The organism is Bradyrhizobium sp. NAS80.1 (genome assembly GCF_001908205.1).
GTDB lineage: Bacteria > Pseudomonadota > Alphaproteobacteria > Rhizobiales > Xanthobacteraceae > Bradyrhizobium.
This window is the reverse complement of record NZ_LGHL01000345.1, coordinates 1-4,469: the sequence shown is the minus strand read 5'-3', so window position 1 is coordinate 4,469 and position 4,469 is coordinate 1. Positions and strand designations below refer to the sequence as shown.

7 protein-coding genes and 1 pseudogene are annotated in these 4,469 nt (G+C 64.2%); 5 read left to right on the top strand and 3 right to left on the bottom strand.

Features of this window, described 5'->3' with window-relative positions; translation table 11 throughout:
- Positions 1 to 141: 141 nt before the first annotated feature.
- Both pth and ychF read left to right on the top strand, forming a co-directional pair.
- Positions 142 to 747 (top strand): aminoacyl-tRNA hydrolase, encoded by a 606-nt coding sequence (gene pth, locus AC629_RS43140; RefSeq protein ID WP_084810683.1) that lies wholly within the window; start codon positions 142 to 144, stop codon positions 745 to 747.
- A 122-nt stretch (positions 748 to 869) separates the two neighbouring features.
- Positions 870 to 1,967 (top strand): redox-regulated ATPase YchF, encoded by a 1,098-nt coding sequence (ychF, locus tag AC629_RS43135; protein WP_084810682.1) that lies wholly within the window; start codon positions 870 to 872, stop codon positions 1,965 to 1,967.
- A gap of 203 nt (positions 1,968 to 2,170) precedes the next feature.
- Here the strand turns inward: ychF and AC629_RS43130 are convergent, their stop codons facing one another.
- Entirely contained in the window at positions 2,171 to 2,467 is a 297-nt protein-coding gene (locus AC629_RS43130; RefSeq protein WP_084810681.1) for a DUF4282 domain-containing protein, read from the bottom strand.
- Positions 2,468 to 2,620: 153 nt separating this feature from the next.
- Between AC629_RS43130 and AC629_RS43125 the strand changes: the two genes are divergently transcribed.
- From AC629_RS43125 to AC629_RS47480, 3 genes are all read left to right on the top strand, one after another.
- Positions 2,621 to 3,073, top strand: a complete 453-nt coding sequence (locus tag AC629_RS43125; protein WP_084810680.1) for a MaoC family dehydratase — start codon at positions 2,621 to 2,623, stop codon at positions 3,071 to 3,073.
- Positions 3,073 to 3,552, top strand: a complete 480-nt coding sequence (locus AC629_RS43120; RefSeq protein ID WP_084810679.1) for a MaoC family dehydratase — start codon at positions 3,073 to 3,075, stop codon at positions 3,550 to 3,552. Before AC629_RS43125 ends, AC629_RS43120 begins: the two co-directional genes overlap by 1 nt.
- A gap of 341 nt (positions 3,553 to 3,893) precedes the next feature.
- Positions 3,894 to 4,040: a hypothetical protein gene (locus AC629_RS47480; protein WP_167561217.1), complete on the top strand. Its 147-nt coding sequence runs from the start codon at positions 3,894 to 3,896 to the stop codon at positions 4,038 to 4,040.
- 38 nt (positions 4,041 to 4,078) lie between these two features.
- Here the strand turns inward: AC629_RS47480 and AC629_RS47475 are convergent, their stop codons facing one another.
- Entirely contained in the window at positions 4,079 to 4,216 is a 138-nt protein-coding gene (locus AC629_RS47475; RefSeq protein ID WP_168195742.1) for a hypothetical protein, read from the bottom strand.
- 153 nt (positions 4,217 to 4,369) lie between these two features.
- Positions 4,370 to 4,469, bottom strand: a pseudogene (locus AC629_RS49620) (IS110 family transposase); the annotation flags it as partial.

The following is a 4,469-nucleotide window of genomic DNA, read 5'->3' as shown; positions in this document are numbered from 1 at the left end:
CTGGCGCGGCTGCTCCGGCTGCGGGTGCTGCTGCTCCGGCTGCGGCTGCCAAGGCTCCCGCTGGCGGCGACAAGAAGAAGTAATCTCTCAAGGCTGGCGCGCGGTCTTTGATCGCGCGCCGAGCAAGGGGCGCGCCGCGTCATGCGACTCTTTGTTGGGCTCGGCAATCCCGGCGCGAAATACGCACGTAACCGGCACAATATCGGCTTCATGGCCGTCGACGAGATTGCGCGGCGTCATGGTTTCTCGCCATGGCGCCGTCGCTTTCAGGGCGAGACCTCGGAGGGCGCGCTCGGCACTGAGCGCGTGATCCTGCTCAAGCCCACGACCTACATGAACGAGTCCGGCCGTAGCGTTCAGGACGCGGCGAGCTTCTTCAAGATCGCCCTGGGCGACGTCACCGTGTTCCATGACGAGCTCGAATTGCCGCCGGGCAAGGTGCGGGTCAAGATCGGCGGCGGCATCGCCGGACACAACGGCCTGCGCTCGATCTCGGCGCATATCGGCAACGACTACCGCCGGGTTCGGCTCGGCATCGGTCATCCCGGCGTCAAGGAAATGGTGCACGGCCACGTGCTGTCGGACTTTGCCAAGGCCGACAACGAATGGGTGGCGACGCTCTGCGACGCAGTTGCCGAGCACGCCGCGCTGCTCGCCAAGGGGACGGACGCGACCTTCGCCAACAGGGTGCATCTTGCCATGCAGGCGAAGGGATTTTTGACCAAGGACGACAACGGCAAGGAATAACGTCGTCATCGCCGGACTTGATCCGGCGATCCATCCCTCGAAGACGATGGATGCGCGGGTCAGGCCCGCGCATGACGAGATCAGAAGACATTTGCGCGCGCGGCGCGGAGGCCAGGACACAAATGGGATTCAAATGCGGGATCGTCGGGTTGCCCAATGTCGGCAAGTCGACCTTGTTCAATGCGCTGACCGAGACGGCCGCGGCGCAGGCCGCGAACTATCCTTTCTGCACGATCGAGCCGAACGTCGGCGAAGTCGCCGTGCCCGATCCGCGGCTCGACAAGCTGGCGGCGGTCGCCAAGTCGGCGCAGGTCATCCCGACCCGGCTGACCTTCGTCGACATCGCGGGCCTGGTACGCGGCGCCTCCAAGGGTGAGGGCCTCGGCAACCAGTTCCTGGCAAACATCCGCGAGGTCGACGCCATCGCGCATGTCGTGCGCTGCTTCGAGGACTCGGACATCACCCATGTCGAAGGCAAGATCGCCCCGCTCGCCGACATCGAGACCATCGAGACCGAGCTGATGCTCGCCGATCTCGACAGCCTCGAGAAGCGCGTCGACAACCTCACCAAGAAGGCCAAGGGTAACGACAAGGACGCCAAGGAGCAGCTCGACCTCGTCAACCGCACCTTGGTGCTGCTGCGCGAGGGCAAGCCCGCCCGCCTCGTCGAGCGCAAGGCCGAGGAGGAGCGCGCGTTCGGGATGCTCGGCCTGCTGTCGTCGAAGCCCGTGCTCTATGTCTGCAACGTCGAGGAAGGCTCGGCCGCGACAGGCAATTCCTTCTCGAAAGCGGTGCAGGAGCAGGCTGCCAAGGAAGGCGCCGTCGCGGTCGTCATCTCCGCCAAGATCGAATCCGAGATCGCCACCATTTCACGTGAAGAACGCGCCGACTTCCTGGAGACGCTGGGTCTCGAAGAAGCCGGCCTCGACCGCCTGATCCGCGCCGGCTACACGCTGCTCGACCTCATCACCTATTTCACGGTGGGCCCGAAGGAAGCGCGTGCCTGGACCATCCATCGCGGCACCAAGGCGCCGGGAGCGGCCGGCGTGATCCACACCGACTTCGAGAAAGGCTTCATCCGCGCCGAGACGATCGCGTATGAGGACTATATTGCGCTGGGCGGCGAAGCCGGCGCCCGCGATGCCGGCAAGCTCCGCCTCGAAGGCAAGGAATACGTCGTCGCCGACGGCGACGTGATGCACTTCCGGTTTAATACGTAAGACGCTGGATTTCGTGCCCCGGACGCAGCGCAGCGCTCCATAAGCGCGTTCACGCGCGTCTTCGACGCGCTATGCGGTGCGCTGCAGAGCCGGGGCCCAGAAGCTTCGATTGTGGATGCATGGGTCCCGGCTCTGCGTCGCGTCGTACGGGACGATGCTCCGCATCGCCCGGAACGCCGCGCCGCGTCCGGGACACGAGAGCCTCACTTCATCCCGCCGCCCTGATCCCGGATCGCGCCGAGATGCTCGTTGATGCGGAAGACGATCAGGATCAGCTCCGCTGCGATGCGCGAGAACACGACGCCGACGACGACGCTGGCGATCGACGACAGCAGCACCAGGAAGCCGCCGAACGGGCTGATCGCCATCGTCGCAAGGCCGGAGAAGACGCCGGAGAGGCCGAACAGGCAGATCAGCGCGATCACCAGCCAGTAGAAGGTCTTGATGATCGTCGGCGTGATGAAGCGGTCCCATTGAAACAGGTCGCTGAATGAAAACATTGCTCTCCCCAGGGCAAATCGGGCCTCGACCCTCGGTTGATCCGACTCAGGCCAAGACACCCGCGTCGAATGTAGCACGAGCCATGCGGGCCGGCGGGTTGAGATTGCTGCAAAGTGCGGCCACAATCTGTCATTTCCGCTAGCAATCCCAAGATGACCCTGACCTTCGAAGACTTCCAGCCCGGCCGGTTCGGAACGTTCGGCCCGCGCCATGTCACCCGCGACGAGATCCTGGCTTTCGCCGCCGAGTTCGATCCGCAACCGATGCATCTGGACGAGGAGGCGGCGGCCAAGAGCATGCTGCACGGCCTGTCCGGCTCCGGCTGGCACCTCTGCTCGCTGATGATGCGGATGATGGCCGATGGCTTCATCACCCGCGCCGCCTCGCTCGGCTCGCCCGGCGTTGACGAGGTGCGCTGGCTGTCGCCGTTTCGACCCGGCGACGACCTCATGCTCGACGTCGACGTCGTGGAGGCGCGCACCTCGAAGAGCCGGCCGGAACTGGGCATCGTCAAGTTCAAATGCACCGTGCGCAATGCGACAGGGCAGGCGCTGTGCGAGATGACCTCGCCGATCCTGATCAAGCGGCGCGAGGGGGCGGTCTGATGCGTTTCTTCGAGGAGATCGAGATCGGCTATCGCCGCGAGATCGGCGCCTACACGTTTACGGCGGAGTCCATCAAGACGTTCGCCGCGAAATTCGATCCGCAGCGTTTTCACCTCGACGAGGAGGAAGGCAAGAACTCGCTGTTCGGCGGGCTCGCCGCTTCGGGCTGGCATGTCGGCTCGGCCTGTATGAGCCTGCTTGTCGCGGATGGCCAGCGCCTGGCGCGGGAAGCCGCAGCGCGCGGGGAGGAGGTCGCGGTATGGGGCCCGTCGCCGGGTTTTCGCGACCTGCGCTGGATAAAGCCGGTGCTCGCCGGCGACACCGTCGCTTACGTCAATGTCGTCATCGACAAGCGCACCTCCGCCTCACGCCCCGGCTGGGGCATTCTGACGGCCCGCACCACCGGCACCAACCAGCGCGGCGAGGAGGTCTACTCCATCACCGCCAGCGCCTTCGTGCCAATGCGGAAGGGCGCGTGATCTAGAATTGACCGAGCCGGGTCTTTTCACCTCTCCCCGCTTGCGGGGAGAGGTCGGATCGCTCTTGCGATCCGTGAGGGGGTACAGGTCTCTCGACGATCTCATGCGCGGAGAGAGGCCTCTCACCCCAACCCTCTCCCCGTAAGAACGGGGAGAGGGAGAAGAGAAATCGCGGAACTGTTGCCCGCGCGCTATGGACGCGATTCAGGGCGCCTGCCATAAGCCGGCTCAACATGGTTTACCCGCGAAGCAGCTGGCTGAACCATCAAGTTGCTAACCAATTATGAACCTGTCGCTGTCTATTTGAGACGACTTGGGCAGAGTACAGGGGAACGAGGACTATGGCAGATCGCGGCGCACTCAAGCTGGTCGGATTTATCTTTGCGACCGCGACGCTGGCAGTGATGCTGGTTGCCGGCATGGTGGTGAAGGGCTATGCCGATGGCGCCTACACCCTGGAAGCCTCGGTCGTCGACGCGAGCCGTTAAGGCCTCGTTAACTTTTTCGGGCCGGCATCCGGCCCGCTTCAGCGGCTATAGACGAACGCCAGCACCGCGATCGCAACGGCGAGTGATCCTACAAAGCGCAGCATGATCGTGCCGAACTGGTTCGGCGCGGGCCGCAGTGGAATCGGGTCCGTGTTGTCGGGCCGAATGCTTTCCATCTGAAATGTCCCTGGGCCCGGCCGTAAGCGGCTATGGGCGCTTGTCCTTGGTCGCCGGGGACGGACGGAAAGTTCAAAGCGTCTTCAGCCCGACACTCTCGTGTCCCGGACGCGCTGCAACGCGCGAGCGTTGCTGCGCAGATCCGGCAACTGTTATGTTGACCTGGTCTGTAGGTACGGCTTCCTGTCGCGCATAATGGCGTTGAGGACCGTCAACAGCTTCCTGGCGACGGCAATGAGAGCGAGCTTGGCT